General features: G+C 49.9%; 16 protein-coding genes. 6 read left to right on the plus strand and 10 right to left on the minus strand.

What is annotated here, in order from left to right; translation table 11 throughout:
- Nucleotides 1–17: 17 nt before the first annotated feature.
- From P4D80_RS04885 to P4D80_RS04895, 3 genes are all read left to right on the plus strand, one after another.
- On the plus strand, nt 18–725 hold the full coding sequence (locus P4D80_RS04885; RefSeq protein ID WP_421657776.1) for a response regulator: 708 nt from the start codon (nt 18–20) through the stop codon (nt 723–725).
- A 355-nt stretch (nt 726–1080) separates the two neighbouring features.
- Complete coding sequence (locus P4D80_RS04890; protein ID WP_421657777.1) at nt 1081–2172, plus strand: sensor histidine kinase; 1092 nt, start codon at nt 1081–1083, stop codon at nt 2170–2172.
- 449 nt (nt 2173–2621) lie between these two features.
- Nucleotides 2622–4235, plus strand: a complete 1614-nt coding sequence (locus tag P4D80_RS04895) for a DICT sensory domain-containing protein (protein ID WP_421657779.1) — start codon at nt 2622–2624, stop codon at nt 4233–4235.
- 193 nt (nt 4236–4428) lie between these two features.
- On the opposite strand, the gene P4D80_RS04900 is transcribed toward P4D80_RS04895, so the two are convergent.
- From P4D80_RS04900 to P4D80_RS04945, 10 genes are all read right to left on the minus strand, one after another.
- Nucleotides 4429–5091 (minus strand): TIGR04168 family protein, encoded by a 663-nt coding sequence (locus P4D80_RS04900; protein ID WP_421659487.1) that lies wholly within the window; start codon nt 5089–5091, stop codon nt 4429–4431.
- Complete coding sequence (locus P4D80_RS04905) at nt 5057–5467, minus strand: metallophosphoesterase family protein (protein WP_421657780.1); 411 nt, start codon at nt 5465–5467, stop codon at nt 5057–5059. Before P4D80_RS04905 ends, P4D80_RS04900 begins: the two co-directional genes overlap by 35 nt.
- Nucleotides 5468–5750: 283 nt before the next feature.
- On the minus strand, nt 5751–6035 hold the full coding sequence (locus P4D80_RS04910; RefSeq protein ID WP_421657781.1) for an ATP-binding protein: 285 nt from the start codon (nt 6033–6035) through the stop codon (nt 5751–5753).
- 129 nt (nt 6036–6164) lie between these two features.
- The gene (locus tag P4D80_RS04915; RefSeq protein ID WP_421657782.1) at nt 6165–6443 is read right to left on the minus strand and encodes a hypothetical protein; all 279 of its coding nucleotides are present in this window, start codon (nt 6441–6443) and stop codon (nt 6165–6167) included.
- 15 nt (nt 6444–6458) lie between these two features.
- Complete coding sequence (locus tag P4D80_RS04920) at nt 6459–6608, minus strand: hypothetical protein (protein WP_421657783.1); 150 nt, start codon at nt 6606–6608, stop codon at nt 6459–6461.
- Nucleotides 6609–6644: 36 nt separating this feature from the next.
- Complete coding sequence (locus P4D80_RS04925; RefSeq protein WP_421657784.1) at nt 6645–7028, minus strand: response regulator; 384 nt, start codon at nt 7026–7028, stop codon at nt 6645–6647.
- A gap of 320 nt (nt 7029–7348) precedes the next feature.
- Nucleotides 7349–9952 (minus strand): ATP-binding protein, encoded by a 2604-nt coding sequence (locus tag P4D80_RS04930; protein WP_421657785.1) that lies wholly within the window; start codon nt 9950–9952, stop codon nt 7349–7351.
- A gap of 719 nt (nt 9953–10671) precedes the next feature.
- The gene (locus P4D80_RS04935) at nt 10672–11298 is read right to left on the minus strand and encodes a transposase (RefSeq protein ID WP_421657786.1); all 627 of its coding nucleotides are present in this window, start codon (nt 11296–11298) and stop codon (nt 10672–10674) included.
- On the minus strand, nt 11282–11623 hold the full coding sequence (locus tag P4D80_RS04940; RefSeq protein WP_421657787.1) for a hypothetical protein: 342 nt from the start codon (nt 11621–11623) through the stop codon (nt 11282–11284). Before P4D80_RS04940 ends, P4D80_RS04935 begins: the two co-directional genes overlap by 17 nt.
- 58 nt (nt 11624–11681) lie before the next feature.
- Nucleotides 11682–11858 carry a hypothetical protein gene (locus tag P4D80_RS04945; RefSeq protein WP_421657789.1) on the minus strand — a complete coding sequence of 59 codons (177 nt, stop codon included), beginning with the start codon at nt 11856–11858 and terminating at the stop codon, nt 11682–11684.
- A gap of 906 nt (nt 11859–12764) precedes the next feature.
- Here P4D80_RS04945 and P4D80_RS04950 point away from each other — a divergent pair.
- From P4D80_RS04950 to P4D80_RS04960, 3 genes are all read left to right on the plus strand, one after another.
- Complete coding sequence (locus P4D80_RS04950) at nt 12765–14276, plus strand: family 10 glycosylhydrolase (RefSeq protein WP_421657791.1); 1512 nt, start codon at nt 12765–12767, stop codon at nt 14274–14276.
- Between the two features lie 704 nt (nt 14277–14980).
- Nucleotides 14981–20731 (plus strand): hormogonium polysaccharide biosynthesis protein HpsA, encoded by a 5751-nt coding sequence (hpsA, locus tag P4D80_RS04955; protein ID WP_421657792.1) that lies wholly within the window; start codon nt 14981–14983, stop codon nt 20729–20731.
- A 32-nt stretch (nt 20732–20763) separates the two neighbouring features.
- Nucleotides 20764–21597: a prepilin-type N-terminal cleavage/methylation domain-containing protein gene (locus P4D80_RS04960; protein ID WP_421657793.1), complete on the plus strand. Its 834-nt coding sequence runs from the start codon at nt 20764–20766 to the stop codon at nt 21595–21597.
- The last annotated feature ends 2 nt before the right edge of the window (nt 21598–21599 follow it).

Consider the following 21599-nt stretch of genomic DNA (forward strand, 5'->3'; position numbering starts at 1 on the left):
TCCCTCCTCCCTTCCCCATGGAAATCCTGATTGTTGAAGACGAGCCTGAAATTGCTCATCTTATCCAGCTTTACCTGGAAAAAGAGGGCTTTTCCTGTCGTGTTTGTCGAGATGGCCTGACTGCCCTTCAAGTCTTTCATGAGCAGAAATCCGACCTCATCATTCTGGATCTGATGATCCCCGGCTTAGATGGCCTGGAAGTTTGCGCTCGAATTCGGCAGAAACGAGGGGCTAAGGACCCTTACATCTTGATGCTGACTGCAAAAGGAGAGGAACTCGATCGCATCATTGGGTTGTCCCCTGGAGCTGATGACTACATGGTCAAGCCCTTCAGCCCCAAAGAACTGGTTGCGCGAGTCCGGGCACTTTTGCGGCGCAGTCTACGCCAGGGTGGGCAAAGCCAGGTTTTTCGAACCCAACACTTTCAGATCGACCTTGACCAGCGCCTCGCCCAACGGAGTTCTGACACTGACCAGCTAGAACCGCTTGATCTGACCACCCTGGAGTTTGATCTTCTGGCCACGTTTATGAGCTATCCCGGTCGCGTCTGGAACCGCACTCAACTGATTGATAAGCTCTGGGGTAGCAACTTCTTCGGCGATGAGCGGGTGGTGGATACCCATATTGCCCGTCTACGCAAAAAAATTGAACCGGACCCGGCTAACCCCACTTTCATCAAAACTGTCATCGGTGTTGGGTACAAGTTTGAAGACCCAACCGCCTAGTACAGCGAAACGAAAGCTTTGTTGGAGTGCAGGGGTGGAACCCCTGGCTGAGGGCGAAGCCCTGACACTCCCTTAAAGCCAATGTCTTAAGCAACCTGGCGACAGTTGTAAATAACTTTAGTATTAAATGTTGTTGGGTAATAAGCTCAAAAATCATTGAAACCTTTGCCCAGCAGGCATTTTAGAGATTTCAACAGAAAATCACTGAAACCCAATCTTTACAAGCATTTCAGTGATTTTTCTTGTTATTTTCCAACAGGTCTATTGTCCAGTACGGGCGATCGCTCGTCCCCCCCTTTAGAAAACTAAACTTCCGGTTTTACTTAATCGAAATCCTTAAGGATTTTCAGCAACCATGGCTAAACTTGGACTCCGCTCACGCCTTTTTCTCTCTCACCTGGTCGTCATGATGGTGGGGCTGAGCACTCTGCTAATTGTTAATAAGCTGTTCTCACCCCGTTTGTTTGTGCTTCATTTAGAGCAGTTAGAAGGGAGTGGCTTTAACCTGCTTCTGGTACGCCAGCGGCTCGTGGAAGGGTTTGACTATGCCTGGAGCCGGGGAGCTTTCTGGTCTGTTGCTGTGGGCGGGACGGCAGCAGGTGGATTAAGCTACCTGGTATCCAAGCGGATTATGCAACCCCTAGTTCAAATTGAGAATGTCACTCAGAAGGTTGCTGCGGGACACCTGGAAGAACGTCTGCCCAGCAGTGAAATTCCAGAACTAAATCGGCTGGCGCTAAGCTTCAATCACATGGCAGCCAATTTAGAAGGCGTGGAACAACGTCGCCGGGAATTGGTAAGCGACCTGACCCACGAATTGCGCACTCCCCTCACCGTTGTTGAAGGGTATTTGGAAGGGTTGGCGGATGGTACGATCGCGCCCTCGACTGACATTTACCAGCGGCTAGCCAGGGAAACAGCCCGGTTGCAACAACTGGTGAATGATTTGCAGGAGCTCTCTCAGACAGAAGCGGGATATCTGCCGATCCATACTCAGTCATTAGATTTGCGTCCGTTGTTGAAATCCTTAGTGGAAAGGTTTTCCGATCAACTAGTGGAAGGTGGAACTGTACTCAAGCTTAATTTGCCTGCCGACCTGCCATCCGCCCTGGCTGATCCGCAACGGGTTGAGCAAGTGTTAATTAATCTGTTGGGAAATGCCTTCCGCTACACTCCCGAAGGCTCGATTACCGTCTCTGCCTGGAGTGAGACTGATAAGTTATGGATTGCTGTTCAGGACACCGGGTATGGTATTGCTCCTGAGGACTTGCCCCATGTGTTTGAGCGGTTCTGGCGGTCTGACCGATCGCGCGATCGCCACTCCGGTGGCACTGGAATTGGATTATCCATCTCCCGTCGTCTTGTGGAACTTCAGGGCGGCACTATCCATGTTGAAAGCAAACCTGGAAAAGGCAGCACCTTTCGCTTTTCTCTACCTCTGGCATAGGACCCTCACTTACCGTCCCCCTTGGGAAACAGGTCGGACACAGTTTTGACAAACTAAATCTCTAGAGTAAGGAAGTCCGTGTGGGGTGTAATGCTACTTATAAACCGATTGTGTATGAGGTAGAAGAGCCCTATAAACTACTTTTTCGCTACCAGGTCAGAGGAACTGGCTCCTGGTAAACTGACTCATTAGGGTGATTTGCTGGTGTTGTGTCCCATCTAGGTTGATGGCATAAAATGCCTTATTACAGCTCTCAAGCAATTGCGGTGGCTAGAGTAACCGATTTGGTTTGGCTGGGAGATAGGCAGGTACTCTGGTTTGACTGGGAGATAGGCGGGTACCCATCAACCTATCTTTTTTCAGCGATCGCCTAATTTGGAAGTAACCTGGTTTCATTGGTCATGCGTTTCGAGTTTTGCAAATCGCTGCCTCTCCCTTCCTGACAATCCATGAATTCAACTCCAGTTCCTGATGCCTCCCTGTATGAAATTGCCCTGAGTTCCGACCAACCATCCCTTGTTTTGCAAATTAGCCCGACAACACTCAAATCAGTGGTTAGCTCCTTTATGGATTTGCTGACGGAGCAAAAGATTCCAGCGATCGTGTGGGCAAAACTACCACGAGGCCCTGTCTGGCAGGCTGAGCTTGAACGCTATAGCCTGCTGCCGGGGATTGCCAGAGCCATTTATCTATTTAAGAGCCATCGAGAAGATCAAGGAGATGATAGTGGCATAGTTAGTACGATAGCCTCCCTGGAAACGGAATCAGCAACTGATTCAGAAATCGCCAGCCCATTTAAGGAAACCACACCGGGAGCAATTGTTTCGATTCGGCTTGCGCCTGAAAGCCAACTCCGACGAGAGTACTTTTTGATTATCTGGTCTGCCGAATTTCAAGGAATGATCCTTGCCCACCGTCCCCGTTCTGCCCAGGTTGCCAAAATGGGTTCAGCGAATCTTCCAGAACCAGGTGCTGAAGCACTGAAGAAAGGACCAGGAGCAGAGGAAGGGACGGATAGACGGCAAAATTTGTTGGCGATGCTTTCGCTGAATACGGATTTAATCAGCCGGATTTTGCGGGGAGTTGAACACATCACTACGCTAAGTCAGGGAAAAATTCCGACATCAATGGAGCCCCTTTCTCCAACGGCTCCTGAACCTTTCAATCTGGTACACCATTGGCAGAAATTACTGGCAGAAATGCCTGCATCTAGATTGAATCCTCAGCTTTTGGGGCAATTACTAACTCGGCAGCTCCAGCAACAGGAAGAATTCTGGCAGCGCAGCACTACTTACCGTAAACAGGCAGAAATGGCGGAAGCATTGCAAATTCAGAATGCCGAATTGATAAATGCAATTCGCTTTAAGGATGACTTTCTCAACAATGTCGGGCAAGAGTTGCGAACACCACTGACCACAATCAAGACAGCGCTGACTCTGTTAAACTCACCCAACATTAAGCCGCCTCAACGCCAGCGCTACATAGATTTGATTGCGAAGGAGTGCGATCGCCAGAGTTCCCTCATCACCAGTTTGCTGGATCTGGTTCAGCTAGAGCAGGTTGTGGAACAGTCCTCACTGAAACCGATCCGCCTGGTAGATGTTGTGCCTGGGGTGGTCAGCACGTACCAGCCAGTCGCCGAAGAAAAAGGCGTCAAGCTGGCCTACACTGTACCAGAAGAACTTCCGCCTGTTTCCTGTATAACCAACTGGCTGAAGCAAATTGTGATTAACCTGCTCAACAACAGCATCAAATACACACCCACTGGGGGGCAGGTGTGGGTTCGTGCCAAACAGCAAGGAGACTACATCCAGCTAGAGTTTCGAGATACTGGCATTGGTATTGCCCCCACTGAAGTACCCAAAATCTTTGAGCGGTTTTATCGGGTTCGCCAGGCTTCAGAAGAATCTGCCAGTGGTGCAGGTCTGGGATTGACGATTGTGCAGCAACTACTCATTCGTTGCGGCGGTTCTATTTCAGTCAGAAGCAAACTGGGTGAGGGCTCAACCTTTAACGTGCTGCTGCCTGTCCATAAATCTGAAGCGGATCAACCATCGGAGTGAGACTTAAGCAGCTAGGTGCAATTAAATTAAAGATAATTTCGGGGGTGGATAGGGTGGAACCCCTGCACCCCGTCCTAACCACAATGACTACCGCTATACTATCCCGGTTTTCCTATAGGAAGATTCTCAAAATACCTCTACAGAAAATCATGTCCCATTGCTGAATCTCCAGTCGTGTAGGGAGGGGATGGGGCTAGCGAACAACCGTTTCCCGATGCTGGCCTTTTGCAAGAACGGCATCATGCTGGCTGTAAAAGGTTTCTTCAGAATGGAGGATAAAATTCTGATTGACCCAGACCAAAGAAACTTGGGAAACCCATCCATCCTTCAGGGTGACCAGAGTGAAGTTGCGCAGACATTCATTCCCCTGTCGCACAATTCGGGGAACGCTAGCCGCATTGACGTAAACGGTTTCCTTTGGGCTGGCAACTATCGGAGTGCGAAGCCGATGTTTGGTGTGGCGAAGCTGGTGGTGCATATGCCCAAAGGCTACCAGGGGAACTCGCTTGCCCAGGCGACGGGTTTGGGCGATCGCCACTGCCAGATCGGGGTCTCCATGATCACCACCCAGCGGTTGCCAATCTCGCCCACAGGGGTCCTCCGGTTGATCGCCCAACCCTAAAGGACCGCAATGCCCTAGAAAGATGACCGTATCAAATACTCCGCGACTGGCAGCTTCTGCAATACGAGCAGCAGATTCTTCGAAATTGTTGACGCCAAAGCGTGAACTATAGAATTCTGGATTTTTCCAGTCTGAACCACCCCAACTAAAGGGTCGCCCCCCGACCACCGTCAAACCCAGGTCAGAAAAGTCAAGTTTGTCATACCCTACATGGGCATCTCCCAACAGATCCAACTGTTGCTGTACCCGGTCTTCTTCGTGGCGATCGTAGGGACATTGTTTGACTCCCCAGGGGAGTTGCGGTGTACCAGGCGTCGTGGTTACCCAGCACAACTGCTTTAGGCAAGGAAAGCGCGGCAATTTGCTGCACTACCTCGATCGCCTCATTCCCAAAGTCCCCGACCAGCAACACCAAATCGACTCCCAGATACTTCAAGGCAATTTCATCATCTGCATCCCACTGGTTATGAACATCGCCCACAATAGCTATTTTGATTAGTCGTGAAGGGGGAGGGGAGGCGATCGCAGGGCTTTCTAGCGGAAAGCTTTGGGTAGAAGTTGTGACTTCATTCATAGGTTGGAGTGAGTGATTATGCGGAGGATCAATCATGCGTGCAATCTATCCTGAACTCCTCCAGCATAAAAGACTGTTAGCTTGCTTTCACCCCTCTTTTTCTTTCACCCCAACCAAAGCTCTGGAATATTGTTTTGTTTTGGTGATCAGCAAAACTTAGGACCAGGCTTTCAGAGAGTCCCAAAATCTCAGGAGAACGGTTAAGGACTTGATGAAAATGGAATTTGAATTATAAATTAAGCTAATTCATTAGACAATGAGTGATAAGTCGATCTACCATTGTGCACTTCTTCGATGATTCTTTGACTGGTTGGCAGACCTAAACCCACCCCCTGACCTGCCAATTTGGTGGTGAAGCAAGGCTCAAATGTCGATTTTTGTAAGCTTCAGGGATGCCTATGCCATTGTCTTTAATGCGGATTACAACATTCTTGTTTAACAGTTGGGTTGCAGTAAAAATTTGTGGAATTTGGTTTTGGTAGATATTTTTATTCAGCTTTTCGTTGATCGCATTAATCGCATTACAAAGAAGATTAAAAAAGACCTGATCCAACTGGTCAACATAGGCATGAATTAGCGGCAGTTTCTCATACTCCTTCTTCACGTGAATTATCCCACTATAGCTCTACGCGAGTGCTTTAGGACTTTGGAACTAGAGAGAGAGTGGAGGCTTCGCCTCCAGCCAGGGGTGGAACCCCTGCACCCCGTCCTAACCATAATGACTACCGCTATATCATTTCTGGAATTTAGACGGTGCTGGAGCAGGACAAGCATATTTATTATAAATATTTTCATGGATATTAATTTGCTTAATACACAATTCATCCAGGCGAGTAAAAATTCGGAGAGCCAGAATAACGGTACGAATTCGTTCTGCACCATTTTCCATAGATTGAAGGATATTCTTGAGATTTGAAGCGAGAAAACCCAGGTCTGTTTCATCAAGAAAAACTTGAACATCAGGCTCACAATTTAGACCTTTTTGATGGTAAAATTCAATCAGATCTAACAAACAATTGACATGTTGCTAAGCAGGTTTGATATTACAGGCGATGAAATTGAGAGGATTATGAATTTCATGGGCAACTCCAGCCACTATTTTTCTTAGAGTTGCCATTTTATCCTGTTGCACCAGATTAGCCTGTGCAATTTTTAGCTCCTCTAATGCTTGCTTCAACTGCTGATTCTGCTCCTTCAGTTCCTTCTGAAGCTCTTAAATTATGAGTTGAATTTGAATTCGAGCGAGTACCTCTTCGAGATGAAATGGTTTTGTAATGTAGCCCGCTGCTCCTAACTGAAATGCCTTTACTTTATCAATCGCTTCATTGCCAGCACTTAGAAAAATAATAGGTACTGAGCTAGTTAATGGGTCTTTTTTCAATTGGCAGCAAACCTCATAACCGCTCATATCGGGTAAATTAACATCCAAAAGGATTAAGTCTGGAACTAAGGCTTGAATTGCCCTTAATGCCATTGACCATATCGATTTGCAAGCGGTATATCCCTGTTCGAACAAAAAGGGGGATAAAAAACGAATGTTGTCTGGAATGTCATCGACAATCAGAATGTCCGCCTTTACCGTTTCTGATTGAGCCATGGTCATAAATGGATTGAAGCTTATAAGTAGATAGTCATATTGAAGCTTATAAGTAGATAGTCATAATTAGTTGTGAAAAGAGAGAGTGGGAGCTGCGCCTCCAGGCAAGGGTTTCGCCTCTCCACCCTTGAAATTATCCTTAATTCTTAATTTAATTGCGCCTAGTACAGTACGGCGGAAATACGAATGCCATTCTGGCTCCTTCCTACTCCCCACTCTCCAACCCAATGGTTACTGGACTGATGCCATCGTCCACTAGCTAATTAGATGGTAAATGGCATCCACAATTTGGTCGAATTGGAAATCCTTAACTAGATGGCTTAAGTTTTTGGCAAGTATTGTATGTTCGGGAGGATTTCTTGAATCAGCCTGAAAACCTCTAGATCATTGCCTTGAATGACTGCTTTCTGAAGCTGATTGATCCAGGTAGATGGCATTTCTTGAAGCATGGAAACCTCCAATTTTGAAGGATTGGTTGCTTGTCTAAAGTGGGGTGTGGAATCGTTGTCAGATTCGGCTTCAAAGCGATATTTCACTCCTAAGTGAATGGCTAACTTATCGAAAATCTCTTGAATTTTGAATGGTTTCCGAATGAAATCATCACAACCTGCTGCCAATGCTTCCTGACGATTTTCTTCAAATGCACTGGCGGTTAAAGCCAAAATTTTTGTAGCAGAGTCCTCCTTCCCAAGGTTTTCTTGTTCCCATTGGCGGATTTGCTGCGTCAGATCGTACCCATTCCGCTGGGGCAGGTGGAGATCCATGAAAATGAGATGGGGTTTCCAGGTTTGCCATTGAGCAATCGCCGTATCAGCATTTTCTGCTTCCCTCAAGTCAAACCCCAATTTGCTTAACAGCTTAACCAGTAGCAGGCGATTGGTTGGGTGGTCTTCCACAATCAATACCCGATAGGTTGGTTGCCCAGGGGCAAGTCCTTCAATGCGGTTCTGGATGGGGGCAGCTACTGGGTTTGCTTCTGGAGGGGCTTCTACAGCAAATTCCACCGGAATGGAGAAAGAAAATACGCTGCCTACCCCTGGTTGGCTACGAACGACTATTTCTCCTCCCATTCCCCGCACGTATCGCTGGCTGATAGCTAGCCCTAATCCGGTTCCTTCCGTGATATTCAACCCGGATTGAGTTTGCTGAAAGGGTTTGAATAGGTGCTTGAGTTCATCGGAGGCTATACCGGGTCCTGTATCTTCAACTTCAAAGTACAAATGATTACTAGAATCAGGGGTACAGGTTTCAGGCGATAAATTCGATTTCTGGTCTCCATCGCTGGCTACGTGGGTAACACGCAGCGTTACACTTCCTTGCTGAGTGAATTTAATAGCATTGCTGAGTAAGTTAATCAGGACCTGACGCAGCTTGGCCTGGTCAGTTTTAACGTACTGGGGTAAATCGGCAGCAATTTCAAAGTTTAACTGAAGACCTTTAGAGGAAGCCCGATATTTCAGCATGTCCTGCAATTTCTCTAACAGGTAGTGAATATGAAAGGCTTTCTTTTTGAATGTGAGCTGACCGGATTCAATTCTGGACATCTCCAGGACGTCGTTAATTAGAGCCAGGAGATGTTCTCCACTGTTACCAATCGTTTGCATATATTGCTGATAGTCAGGACCCAGGGTGCGATCGCGACTCAAGAGTTGGGTGATGCCCAAGATAACGTTGAGCGGAGTCCGCAACTCATGGCTCATATTTGCCAGAAACTCACTCTTGGCCCGGTTGGCGGCATCCGCCTCTTCCTTGGCCTGTTTCAGCTCATCAGCCTGGTGTTGGGTTTGAGCGAACAACTGGGCTTGCTGAACCGCTACCCCTAACTGGCTACCAATTTGGGTGAGCATCTGAATTTCAGCCCTTTGCCACTGGCGTGGTCCCCCGTTTTGATAGGCGGCGAGCAACCCCCAAAGCTGGCTTCCGCAGAAGATGGGTACAATGATGTAGGCTTGCGCTTGCAGGGTTTGTAGCAGTTCCAGGTAGCAGGCATCAAATCCAGCCTGGTGAATATTGGGAACGCAGCAATAGCTAGAAGGATGGTGATACAGCCCGCCCTTGTTTTCTTGCAGATAGGTGTCCCGAATCGAAACTTCGGTGCCATTTAACTGTTTCACGATGCAGTTGGGTTGATCAATGGTAATCTTTGTCATTTCTGGGGTATTGACCCGAACTGGAAGGATAGCATCCCAGCGATCGCCCACCGATTCTGCAACGACCTGCCCACTCCAATCTGGATTGAACTGATAAATGAGGGTGCGATCGCACCGAATTGCCTGCCGCAGTTCTTCTGTCGTCGCACTGAAAATGGTGTCCAGGTCGAGCGTTTGCCTCATCCGCTGAATTACAGTTGCCGTTGCTCGCTCTCGTTCTGCAACCTGTTGCAGTTCTGCTTCTGCTGCAATTCGTTCCTGAATCTCGGTCTCCAGAGCGATGTTGGTTTTCACCAGTTCGGCTGTCCGCTCCTGCACTCGCACTTCCAACAGTGCCTCAGCTCGTTTGCGCTCTATAATCTGCTGCTCTAGTTCCTGGTTAACCAACTCAAGCTGCATTGGACTTTTGAGTGCTAGAAATTGGGGCAACAGTTCCACCAGGCGCAATGCGGTGTAACAGGAGACCAGGGCGGTTAGTGCCCGCTCTGCCCCAGATACCCAATAGGCTGGGTGCCAAAGTGTCCAAATATCGAGAAGGTGCCCGGTGCCGCAAAGAAGAATAAATGCTCCAAACAGCATGAACACGTTGGAAAAAGGAATATCTTCCCGTCTCCGGACAAAGTAAACCAGCATGGCCGGAATTGAGAAGTAGGCGATCGCAATCAAAGCGTCACTGACCACATGCAGCCATACCAGCGGAGTCTGCCATAGATAGCAATGCCCGTGGGGAATATACTGACCTGGCGACAGCAGATTCTTGAGCAGTTCCAACATGGGTTATTGGTAATGAAACGATAGGTGATAGCAGCCGTCATCAATCAGGGAAAGCACAACCGAGTGTTGGCAGCACTCAGAACTTTACAGCAACCTTTTCCACGTTATGATTCCCGCTTTACTAAATTAAGTCCCGGGCTCTTCCGGCTTTGCACTGATAAACTAATCTTATACCAGACTATTACTGGCTTTCAGTCGTTGGTTAAACAGCATTTTGTAGTCTTATATACAGTTTCAACCACATATCTGGAAGAGCCAAGTCCCGTTTGAAGAAGGTTGCCTGCCAAGAAATACTGAGGAATGGCTGCTCTTCAGAAGAAAAGTGTCACTGTCAATTTTTCGTCTTTCTGTAAACTTAACTTTGCTGATGTCAAACCTTTATTATGAGTCATAATCCCACGCTGATGGGCAATTCTGATTAGGTTTATTGAAACTTACCGAATGAAGCACTAAGCTTTCCTGGAAATTTGATAATAAACTTCGCTTATCTCTGTTGTATAGCTATAGCTACCAAGCTTAGGACAGGGTGTAGAGGTGGAATCTCTGGCTGGGGGCGAAGCCCCCACACTCCCTTTAAAGCCAATGTCCTAAGGAACTTGGCAACAGTGATAAGAGCGATCGCTGCTTCCCTTCTGTCTCCCAGTTCCTCCCTGCCCCTTTAACTGTTATCTATCCCTAGCCCTACTAGTAGTACCCAGCGGCATAAAAACACATAGCTGTCATGAGGTCAGAGGCTTGCCCGTATAGTTCCACTCGAAAGGTTTGGCCATGGTGCGATTGAAGTAGTCGATGAAGTCAAGAATCTTGGCGCTGAGCTGAGCTTGACTAGTGAAACTGGCCCGTCGCAGCAACTTGCGCCTGAGAATGGAGAACCAGATTTGGATTGGGTTGAGCCAGGAGCAATGCTTTGGGGTGAAATGTATGACCAGGCGGTGCTGTGGATTGCTCAAGAAAGCAGCCCGGGTGGCCATCGATTTCAGGATGCCGGATTTGCCTTTGCGCCCTAACGGCGGTGGTTCGGGTTCCAGGGCGACCGCCAGTGGCACCAGAGCTACCGATTGGTGGGTGTTGAGACAGTCCATGACCAGATGAATTTTAGGGGCATCGGTGACTTGGGCGAGTAGGGTGTCGAGATGAGCCGCTAAATCTTGCTCGGTTCGGGTGTCGCCCACAGTCGCCTGGTCAATGCGTCCAGTGGCGACATTCAAGGTGGCAATCAGGCTTTGGGGGCCATGACGCTGGTACTCAAATTCCACCCGCACACAGCGTCCGGGTTTCATCTCAATATCCGGCATCACGCGCTCCAAGGCTTGGATGCCCGTCATTTCATCAAGACTGTAGGTCATCTCCCCACGTTCGGCCCGCGCAGCCGCTTGTTCGTAGACCTGGCAGATGTCTTGGACTTTGGTGGCAAAGTCCGGGTCGGGGGGGATGAAGCCAGTAGGGACTCTGGTACGGTTTCAGTTCGGCTTCGGCTAACAAACGCCCGACAGGGCGACCACTGATCCGCGCCACAAGGCCTTGTTTGACCAGTTCATCGGCTAACTCTGGAGGGGTCCAGTGACTGATGGGGCGTCCAGAGTGCTCGGGCGGGGCACAAGCGAGGGCATAGAGTTGAGTGATTTGCTCCAATTCACTCACAATCAGGGCGGGAAGGGCAGAACCAGGCATCAGACTCAATCCTCCAACACCGACTCCTTCAGGATATGCCCATTTCCGCCGCGCGGTACTAGTTAGTTGCTGCTAATGCACCAGCGATCGCTGCCGCTGCTAGTGAGGTAAAGACCATGCCAAATAGCCACCAGGCTGCGATCGCAGTCACTTTGCGCATAGTTTTAGCCTGTTTTTGGGCCTGTTGTTTCAGGTCTTCAACCCATTTTGGGGTTTTCTGCTGAAGCTGCCCCACCCGCTCCAACCCGTGGGAAACGCTTCCAGGCGGTCAGTGATTTAATGAGTCATCCATTCGGAAATCTCATCACAACTATCTGAAACTGTTGACGTATCCTGATTGAGTTGATTCAAATGAGCCGTTGCAGTCTTAGAGCCTTCCTGGAGCGTTTCTACAGGCTTAATCTCCTCGGTGTTCAGTTATAGCTCTACGCGGGTGCGTTAGGACATTGGAATTAGAGAGGGAGTGAGGGCTTCGCCCCCAGCCAGGGGTTCCAACCCTACACCCCGTCCTCACCATAATGACTACTGTTGTATTTCTAATTCGTAGCCGGTAAGTGCTCCTGAAGTTGATCGGGAGGTTCACGAATAGCTGTTTGAGCAAGGATTGCCTAACGCTGGGGAAATTTGCTCAGGTGGTAAATTATTCGTTGGACTCTGCTGAGTACTTGATTATTATTATTAGTTTGTTGCTCTGTCAAAACACCCCGCTCCTTGAGCGATCACCTACCTTAACTGACTGTATAGCACCAAACTTATCGCCGTTGAACCTAACCAGACTAGAATCAGAAAAAATCTGACTAGATGACCACTCCCAGAATCACTTTAATCATAGCGTTGGCTGTCAGGCTAAGTTTTACAGCCCAAAAGGGCTCCCTCCTACTGCCCACTCCCCAATCCAATGGTTACTGAACTTATGCCATCGTCCGTTAGCGCTAACAATATTGCTCCCTCAGCATCTTTGATCCCTCAACATCGGTGTCCCCTGATAAAAGTACTCATTTTTACGATAAATTCCTCACTATCGCAAGCCTATTTGGTTGGGAAAGGCTTTCCAACTGGGGAAAAACTTTACGAGTAGATTGACTGTTACATTTCGGGCGATCGCGTTGATAATGACTGAGGTTTAGTCCGGAATGCTTTCATGGAACCCATGCAATTCAACTTCTGCCGTCACCTGGTCGCTGCGGTACTGGCAACCGGGTTCGTTGGTCTAGAACTGAACACGATGCCAGCCCAGGCGCAAATATCACCCTACTGCCAGCAAACTCCAGAAGCGATCGCCCAGAAAGAACGGCTGCGACAGGCAACCCTCAAGGGTGACAGAAATGCTCAAAAGAACTATATGACAATGCTCCGCAAACACGCTGAGGGGTTGCGGAAGTGCCGCCAGAATACCTGGACCCAGGACCAGGCAATCTGGATTCGGCTTTACCCCTGCGATGCCAGACCCGGTATGCTGGATGCCGTGCTCGACCAGATTGTGAACCGGGGCTACAACCAGATTTACGTTGAAACGTTTTATAACGGGCGGGTGTTACTCCCAGCAACGGATAATCCCACCCCCTGGCCACCAGTTATGGCAGGGTCTGGAAAAGGAAAAGTAGATTTACTGGCTCAGGCTATTCAAAAAGGGCGTCAACGGGGGCTCAAAGTCTATGCCTGGCTGTTCAGCCTGAACTTTGGAGCCAACTACGTGCGCCGCCCCGATCGCCAACAGACGATTGCCCGTAACGGCCTGGGTCAAACCAGCCTGAACGCTAACACCATTGCCGGGTTGAGCGTCGATCTGGGATTAGGCAACCCCGATGAAGCGTTCATCGATCCCTATAGCCCTCAGGCTCGACAAGACTATGGGCAGATGGTCCGCGCCGTTGCCCGCCGTAAACCCGATGGCATTTTGTTTGATTACATTCGCTACCCCCGCAGTTTTGGGGCCGCCTCCGTTGCCAGCAAGGTACAGGATCTGTGGATCTACGGTGATTCTTCCTGGAAGACCCTGTTGCAGCGTGCCCTTAACTACAAGGGCATGGACCTGATCAACCGTTACCTCAGTAAGGGCTATATCTCCGGCGACGATCTGAGGCAGGTCAACGCCCTCTATCCCAAAGAAAAAGACCCGTCCTGGCAGGGATTGAATGGCGATCGCGTCAAATCCAACCTTCCTCTCACCAAACGCCTTTCAGCTCTGCAATCGGAACTCTGGAATCTGGCCGTAGCCCATGCTTACCAGGGGGTGATCGACTTCCTGCTGGCCGCTGCTGCTGTTGCCCAGGATGAGCGCATTCCAGTTGGAGCCGTCTTCTTCCCGGAGGGCAATGCCACCGTAGGCAAAACCGGTTTTGATTCTCGAATGCAGCCCTGGGACCGTTTCCCCGACAGTCTGGAATGGCACCCAATGGTTTATGCCACCTGCGGCGATACCAGTTGCATTGTGTCCCAGGTTCAGCGCGTCCTCAGTTGGGCCACACCCCGGACTTTAGTGAAACCCGTTCTGGCAGGGATCTGGCAGGAGCCCGTCAGCAACCGTCCCCCCCTGGAAATCCAGATGCAGGCCATTCGCCGCGTGGCCCCCAACCTCAAGTCCATCAGCCACTTCGCCTACTCCTGGCAAGAGCCCGCCAGCGATCGCGAACGAAAATTCTGCCGCCCCTAAACTGTCACAAGCTGACTGGCTAATAGAAAAGTTTTTCGGAAAAATGATTACCGATAGCGATAGCCATCAATCTCAGGACGGGGTGCAGGAGTGGAAACCCTTGGCTGGGGGTTGAACCCCCACACTCCCTTAAAGCCAATGTCCTAAGCAACCTGGCGACAGCTACAAGGCGAGTAATCATTCGGAGATGCTTCTCAGACCTCGGAACTCTTTAAGAATTCTGAGGTCTGCTCCGATAAATCTTTTTAACCCCTGATCGTTCTACCTCTTTGCATGGGTAAGATTGCTATGACCTGCTTCATACAAAATCAACAAATCTCTCTGTTATTATCAAAATTTTGGTTGGAAAATATTTTGGTTGGAAAATGTCTGATTTGGAGTCCCTGGTACGCAGAACTATGGACTTTTATGGACTTTTACTGAATCTTTACAGTTCGTTTACTGCCCCTCCATTATTCCCCTGAGGTTGGTTTCACTCTCTAATGAGCCTGACTCGTATCTTCCCTGTTGATGACAGGCTGGTTGAATTGCTAACACTATGAGAATCTACACCAGAAATCTACACCAGAAGTTTTTGAATTTTTCGGGAATTCGTTCATAATTCACCTATTCATCAGGGAATTCCGCTCTAGCTTCTGTTTTGTGTTGTCTTCACCAAATCCTTCTTAGATAAAAAACTCTCGCCTTATTCGCAGGAAGCAGCTATGTCAGATCGCAAACTTGCTAAAGCTGTCCAGTCCCTTTTCAGACAGATCTGGCGACTGCACAGGAGCATCACCAAATCCCTGGTCGCCTGGCTGTTACGGGCAGCCCTGATTACTCAACGCAGAAGCCGTCAGGCCACGGCTGGTTTCGTTCTGCCTACTACGGTCTTGCTGGTTCTGGTGGTAGCCCTGACCGCAGGTGCCCTCAGCTACCGGGCGTTTAATACCAGCACCCGCACCATTGCCGATACCCAGAGCCGAGTCATTTATAACGCTGCGACACCTGCGATCGACCGGGCGAGATCCAAGATTGAGTTTTTGTTTGACTCCAACAAAGACAACCGCTACCCCGGCGGTGTACCTTCTGAAGAATTTATGGTATCGATGATGCTGAACGCCAACCCTGGCATCAGTATCAAAGGTGCTGCTGGTGCTTCTCCCCTGCAGTTGACAGGGGGACAACCCAATGGCATGGGGAACAACGCCGATCCCTACACCCTACCTGGTGAAACCCGTATTGATGCCAATGGAGATGGTCAACTAGACAATGCCTGGCTCTACCGGGCCGATACCAACGGAGATGGCACCTTAGATGCCACCGTCGCCTACTCCATCATCCTCTCCACTCCCCCCGGAGCCGACGGCACCACCCGCCTGATTGGATTAACCGAAGCCCAGAAAGCCGAGGGTGAAATTGACGCCAGCAGTGGCCGTCGAATTTCCTACGTCCGCAGTGGTCCCCTAAGTAACACCCCTGCGGTAGGTGGTTGCGCCAACGCCAATACAGGTAGCCGGGTTGAAGGCGGTTGGTTCCCGGATACGGGCAACTCCTCAATTCTGCGAAAGAACTTCCAGGTGGATGCCTTCGTGGTTCCAGACAATGTGGGCACAACCGGAAGCGCCAACTTCACCACTCTGGAATTTCAACAGGACCGTAAGCTGGACCGGGGTAACAAGTGGGGAGCCTGGTTCCGCAATGACATGGAAATTTTTCCCGGTCCCCAGTTCAACTGGAACGGGGCGATGCACACCGAAGGCAACCTGATCATTGGCAATAACAATTTCAGTGCCTATTTGATTAGTTCTCCGGCATCCTGCCTTTACTACGAATCAGCGTCGGAGATCTCGGTCACTCAAATTACAGAACAGAGAGACGCTAGCGGAACCGTCACAACTCCTGCCTTTAATGGCATCATTGCCAGCGGTAAGCTGAACGACAATGCCTACGGTGGTAGTTCCCTCATTTACCTCCATCCCTATACCGCTGCTAATCGTCGAACCTTAAACCCTGGAAACGATTGGTCAAACGGTGGTGCTACCCCCTTCCAGATCTCCAGTAACCCCATTGAAATTCAGGTCCGCGATCGCCGCCAATCCAGGGCCCCTGACCCCACCAATCGCCTCTACTTGAATCAGAACAACACCTTTGTTGGACGGTTTAAGTCAGAGCCTGCCGCGGCTCCCTATGTGGATGACACCTATCGAGCAGACAACCGCTATGGCCCCAAGCTCATCTATGATGGCCAGGCTGCCATTCCTGCCGGAAAGCGATTAGGTGAGCTGATTGGGGCGGCTGATAATGTCTCCCGCGACCCCGACCCGACGAAAGTGGTGGAAGCAAGTCCCAAGCTGATTGCTGCCGATCCGTCTGCAGGGGCAGACTCGTCCAGCGTTGGTCTGGATGGATACTGGGAACGCCGCGCCCGCAACGAGGGGCTGCGAATTCTAGTGGGCGAGCGGTTGGAGTTGGGGAACACCAATGGCTGGGTTGCACCCCAAGATAGACCAACGGTAAAACAGAATCCGAATGCAGTCGCTGTTAGTGGGGATGGAGATCTGACTGATCTAAGAGATCGAAATCATAGTGCGGTTACTAATGCATCCACAGCAGATCCGGATGAGAGTGACAATGAAGGTGATCCACTATATCCGCCCCATGGGAACGCAAGTCTTCGTCATGAGGATCGACAGCGGCGAGCACTAAGAGATAACATTGCAGCGGTCCAAAGTACGGCAGTTTACCATGCTGCAGTTAGCCGCGATTATCCAGTTGCTTGTCTTGCTAGCACATCCCACCCTGGCACACCGTTTACCCTAAGGCAGTCAATAAATTTTGTACCAACCTTTTTTGTCAATAGCACCCCCGCAGGACTACCAGACTCTGCTGGAGGACTGACAAGTCAAACTGATACTGTGTTGATGACCGATTTCTTTAACGGTCGCGGGACCAATGGCTGGGAGTTTGAACCTCCAAGAGGAACTCAAGCCCAGTTTGAGTCAGATATGAATAACCCCGCCTCCCCCTGGCGCATTGCCCTCAAGAACCTGGCTCAGTTTGCAGGAGACTACGATCCAGTTACTCAAACAGGAGGGGCATTCCCACCCACTCAGGAAGCCGCCGGTGGGCGAGTTCATCCCTACCCCGAGTTAACAATGTGGGGAAATTTCTCGAATTTGAGGCGCACAATTGCTCAGCTTGAAGCAGGCACCCCCTACGCGAGCCTGAGTCCAGCAGATAAGACCTATCTGCAAACCGCTGCATGTACGTTAGGGATGCTGGCTTACAACATTGATCGAGTGCAGCGTTTTGATCCGCGTAATCCTTTCAATGATAGGAATCGTATTGGAGCAGGAGGAAATGTCCTTTTTGAGCTTGGAGTAGAACTTTCCAGGCTCATGAACGGGATTGTTGACGAAGCAAATAATGACTATGAAGTTTTGCCAAAGCAGATGCTGGCAACATATGACTATGGGCGAAGCGCTACCTATATAGAAGCAAATTACAATCCGCGCGACTACGATCGCGTCCCCGCAGAAGCTTTTCTGGGCAAACTACGAGAATATATTATTGCTAGTTCAACAACAGGAACTCCAAATTTCAACGATCCTCGTTTGCGTCTGGCCGAACTGATATTTGAGTATTTTCAGATTCGACGCGATCGCACCTACGGTTTTCGACCTTCCCCCGCTGCAAATACCTGGAACTACAACCCATACATTACTGCCGGACCAGGTGGATCGGGAGGAAGCCCAATTAGGCTATGGTCCTCTGCCTGTGATCCAAACATTTTTGCCGCATCTAGTTTCGGCAATCCACAGAATCAATACACTGGACAGGCTGCTGCCAATGCGTTTGATCCCGTACGGGTTGATATAAATTTTGTCAGGTTGGGCTTGTCTCGCCTTTGTGGAACTGTGATTCCTCCAGGAGCAGTGCGAGATTATCCAGGAGATACAGGGCTTCCTCAAAGAAACGCAAGTAATAGAGGCTCGACTAATCTTAGTACTCCAACTAGTACTCCAACAACTAAATACCTTCCCAAAGCAGGTAACCTTGCTCCACAGACAAATTTAGCGAGATTAGATACTAAAAGCCCTCCAGGCTTTGAAACTGGTATTCTCGCTGAAGAACCTTTCAATACAGGAGTCTATCTTCAGGCAACCGTTGCGCCCAAGTGGCCATCTCTGTACTACTTATTCCCAGAATTCAATCATGATCACGATGGTGGTTTTGGAAGGCTTCCAAGTGGTGAATGCTTTGATCATCGCCAACCCAATGGGGCACTGACTCACATCGATCCTACTACCTGCACTGACACTGGGCAGCCAATTCCTGCCGCTTTCCAACCCTGGGCAGAACCGTACATCACAGATGACTACATTAAAACCCTTAACTCTACTGCCACTTATCAGGAGGTGCTTCCAGGTGCTCCACCCATCTTTAATGCGACCGATCCAAACAACACAAACTATATAGCCAATCCAGTCAGTTTTACAGATCCATTCAGTGGAACCGTAGAATTCACTTATCGCACATTTGGTATTCCAGTAGACGATCGCCCTGTATTTAACGTTGCTTTGCGACCTCGTAAGTTACCGACTGGCTTTAACAATCCCTTCCCACTTTTAGACAACCCAGAGTGGGAACTGCCAGTTCTCACAACAGACGCTAATGGAAACGTTGCAGGTGAAAACGCTCAATACAGACCACCCAACCGTATCCTGGCACCTAATAACGATCAGACTCGCGGCGCTGTAGCAGTCATACCATTCTTGGATCGGGTTATGTTTAGTGGACGGGAATGGATGCCGCTGCGAGTCATGGATATTGACATTGGGCTGCTCCGCCGCACTCGCCCACGTCCCTCCATTCAAGGTGGTCCAAACTCTAGTCCAGAAGCCTACCCTCCTGGTAGTACGGCTAAGAATGATGTCTGGTTACCAGTAAGCGGTATTGTCTACGCTTTCCGCGAAGATGCAGTACGAGAAGATGCGATCAATCGTCCTGCAGGTACTGCAACTTTCACAAATGCAACTAACCCATCTCAGCCTACTGACCCACCCCTTCAGCAGGCATACCCGTCCAGTACCGAACCTAGAATTTCGATCAAGCCTGTAGATGGGGTAGCTGATCCAGACCGTCGCCCCCATGGCTTCCGCCTCCGCAACGGTTCTCAACTGGCTCGCCATGCTTCGATGAACATTCCCGCTCAAGACAATATTCGAGGATTATCCTTCTTTACCGATAATCCAGTGTTCATCATGGGCAACTACAATCTGCACCAGAATGGCACTGATGACCAGGTAACTGGCATTCAGAGATTAGAGGAGTTTACCGATCTGCTGCCTGACACTGGCAACTACAGTGAAGCACAATTTTACGGACGTACCAATCGGGATAACCGCTTTGCAGATCCTGCCCAGGACCGATGGAGGCCTTCGGAAATTTTAGCGGATGCAATTAGTGTTGTTTCAGACACCCTCTGCGATGGTAGTTCTATAGACACCTTTACCACTACAGGGAATGGTAGTGGTGCAAACATTAATGAAACCACCTACTCCGGTCGGCGGCGAGTGGATTCTAATCAAAGCCTATCTTTACCTAACGGTTTCTTTCCATATAACCGCAAATATGCCAATCCTCCTACCAGTGGTGGTGTGAAAGTTTACGATAACCGCGCTGCTGGTTTATTTGGGCCTGGTTGTGCTGGAAATAATGGCCGTACTACATTTTTGAACCAGAACCGCCCAAGAACTAATACTCTCCTGACCAACACTGGTTATGCCTGGATGCGAGAAAATCCATACGATATTTTTTCTCCTGTTAAGATCTCGCGTAACGGTGAAGGGTTGCTCTTACCTCCATTACAGAATCCACCAAGCATAAGTCCTCCTACGCTGTATGATCCGCCAAGTCTTGCCGTAAACAACAACCCCGCCACAGAACCCAGCAAGCCACGCCCTGCTGTTCCGTATACCGCCAACCCAGTCAATGGTCAGTATTACGCCATCACTAACGGCCGCTCTGTTCAAACAGCTCAGGACACACGGGTAAACACCATCATTGTCAGTGGTCTGGTGCCCTCCCGCCAGAATCAGTCCTACGGTGGTCTCCACAACTTCCCCCGCTTCCTGGAGCGCTGGACTCGCCTCTGGTTCTCCGGTTCCTTTCTCCAGCTCAACTTCAGCAACTACGCCACCGCCCCCTTTGACCAGCAGGTTTGGGAACCCGGTGTCAATCCAACTTCCAATAACGAGCAAATTGCTTACTATAGCCCACCCAACCGTCTCTGGGGTTATGACGTGGCGCTCCAGCTCGCCCCTGCAGGTCCCGCCGCTGCTCGTTTTGTTACCCCCAGCCGGGAACGTAACGAGTTCTACAGCGAACCCGCTGCCAACGATCCTTACATTCAAAACCTCTGCCGTGCTCTGCCCGACAGTGTTATCCCTGATAACCGCTGCCCCTCCTGATTCATCGTCTACCTTCTCTGTGAAAACCTTCTATGCGAGTCAGCCAAACCTGCTCTCTATCCTCCAAACTGACACTGCATTTGTTAGTGGGGCTGCCTTCAGTCCGCTCCAGGAAACAACATGGTTTACATCCAACCGACAACAAACAGGGGCTAACGCTGATTGAGTGCCTGGTTGCCATTGTCATTGTTGCCCTGACTATCCTGGCAATTACGCCGCCCATCATGCTGGCAACAGGGACGCGCATCCAGTCTCGCCGGGCGGAGCAGGCAAACCAGATTGCTCAAGGTGAGATTGACCGCATTCGATTCCTGGTCGAACGGGGGGGATATACGCTAAATGAGTTGCCCGACTCTACGGGAAATCAAGCTCCTTTAATAAATGTTCCTGTAGCTACCGTCCCCCCTACAGGAACACCCTCTGCTTCCAGCCCTTTACAGTCCCCCGCCCAAACCTGTCCGGGAGTAGCCGATACCGCCCGTTATCCATTTAAAACTCCCACCCTGATGCCACGGACAAACTTGGTACAGGTAGATGTCAATGGCGACTGCAAACCGGAATACGTGATGCAGGTGTTCCGCAACGATGGTCCTCCCTTACAGGGAAGCCCACCTCCACCGCCCCTGACCTTTGACGTGGGAGTGCGGGTTTATCATTACTTACCTGACCAACCCTTCCCCCTACTCTTAAGAGAGCGGGCTTCCCTGGTAGCCGGAACCAGTACCCGCGATCGTCAGGCCGGTAACGCTCAAAAACCACTGGCGGTTCTCTTTTCCACCTTGGCCCGCAATGACCAGAGCCGATCGCTGGGGCAAATCTGTAACCAGCAAGCCGCCAGAAATGGGGCTGGCAGCTGTAACTACTAAGC

The organism is Leptothermofonsia sp. ETS-13, from assembly GCF_049200465.1.
Taxonomy (GTDB): Bacteria; Cyanobacteriota; Cyanobacteriia; order Leptolyngbyales; family Leptolyngbyaceae; genus Leptothermofonsia.

Bases quoted from the DNA above. Each gene is read 5' to 3' on its own strand.
- P4D80_RS04905 (WP_421657780.1), bottom strand. From the start codon at position 5,467: ATGATTGATCCTCCGCATAATCACTCACTCCAACCTATGAATGAAGTC.
- P4D80_RS04885 (WP_421657776.1), top strand. From the start codon at position 18: ATGGAAATCCTGATTGTTGAAGACGAGCCTGAAATTGCTCATCTTATC.
- P4D80_RS04895 (WP_421657779.1), top strand. From the start codon at position 2,622: ATGAATTCAACTCCAGTTCCTGATGCCTCCCTGTATGAAATTGCCCTG.
- P4D80_RS04930 (WP_421657785.1), bottom strand. From the start codon at position 9,952: ATGTTGGAACTGCTCAAGAATCTGCTGTCGCCAGGTCAGTATATTCCC.
- P4D80_RS04890 (WP_421657777.1), top strand. From the start codon at position 1,081: ATGGCTAAACTTGGACTCCGCTCACGCCTTTTTCTCTCTCACCTGGTC.
- P4D80_RS04925 (WP_421657784.1), bottom strand. From the start codon at position 7,028: ATGGCTCAATCAGAAACGGTAAAGGCGGACATTCTGATTGTCGATGAC.
- hpsA (WP_421657792.1), top strand. From the start codon at position 14,981: ATGTCAGATCGCAAACTTGCTAAAGCTGTCCAGTCCCTTTTCAGACAG.
- P4D80_RS04940 (WP_421657787.1), bottom strand. From the start codon at position 11,623: ATGCCTGGTTCTGCCCTTCCCGCCCTGATTGTGAGTGAATTGGAGCAA.
- P4D80_RS04935 (WP_421657786.1), bottom strand. From the start codon at position 11,298: ATGACCTACAGTCTTGATGAAATGACGGGCATCCAAGCCTTGGAGCGC.
- P4D80_RS04960 (WP_421657793.1), top strand. From the start codon at position 20,764: ATGCGAGTCAGCCAAACCTGCTCTCTATCCTCCAAACTGACACTGCAT.
- P4D80_RS04950 (WP_421657791.1), top strand. From the start codon at position 12,765: ATGGAACCCATGCAATTCAACTTCTGCCGTCACCTGGTCGCTGCGGTA.